Source organism: Mesorhizobium sp. FG116 (assembly GCF_057809835.1).
In genome coordinates, this window is sequence record NZ_JBMDKS010000137.1 from 1 (window position 1) to 586 (window position 586).

Here is a 586-nt window from a genome sequence, read left to right on the forward strand (position 1 = left end):
ACAGCCGCACCAAGGACCTGCCGGGCCTGTGCCGCAGCGCCGATATCCTGGTTGCTGCCGTTGGCCGTCCGGAGATGATCAAGGGCGACTGGGTCAAGCCAGGTGCTACCGTCATCGACGTCGGCATCAACCGCCTGCCGCCGGACGCCAACGGCAAGGCGCGCCTTGTCGGCGACGTTGCCTATGACGAGGCGGCGGCCAAGGCCGGTTCGATCACACCGGTGCCGGGCGGTGTCGGTCCGATGACCATCGCGCTTTTGATGGCAAACACCGTCATCTCCGCTTCCCGCGCCGCGGGACGGAAGGCACCTCGCTTCTAGTAAGACCATAGCCCTTCAAATCCACAATCAGCCGAGGAAGAATCCCATGGCGGAAGTAAAGAGCGACATCTCGATAGCGCGCGCAGCGAAGAAGAAGCCGATCCAGGAGGTTGGCGCGAAGATCGGCATTCCGAGCGAGCATTTGCTGCCTTACGGGCACGACAAGGCCAAGGTCTCGGCCGACTTCATCAAGTCGGTGCAGAAGAACAAGGACGGCAAGCTGATCCTTGTGACGGCGATCAACCCGACGCCGGCTGGCGAAGGCA

At 62.8% G+C, this 586-nt stretch carries 1 protein-coding gene and 1 pseudogene; both read left to right on the forward strand.

Annotated elements, in window-relative coordinates; genetic code table 11:
* Positions 1–320: pseudogene (locus ACODTY_RS24135) on the forward strand (bifunctional methylenetetrahydrofolate dehydrogenase/methenyltetrahydrofolate cyclohydrolase); the annotation flags it as partial.
* A 46-nt stretch (positions 321–366) separates the two neighbouring features.
* Positions 367–586 (forward strand): formate--tetrahydrofolate ligase (locus ACODTY_RS24140; protein WP_488996703.1); only part of this gene is annotated, 220 nt, incomplete at its 3' end.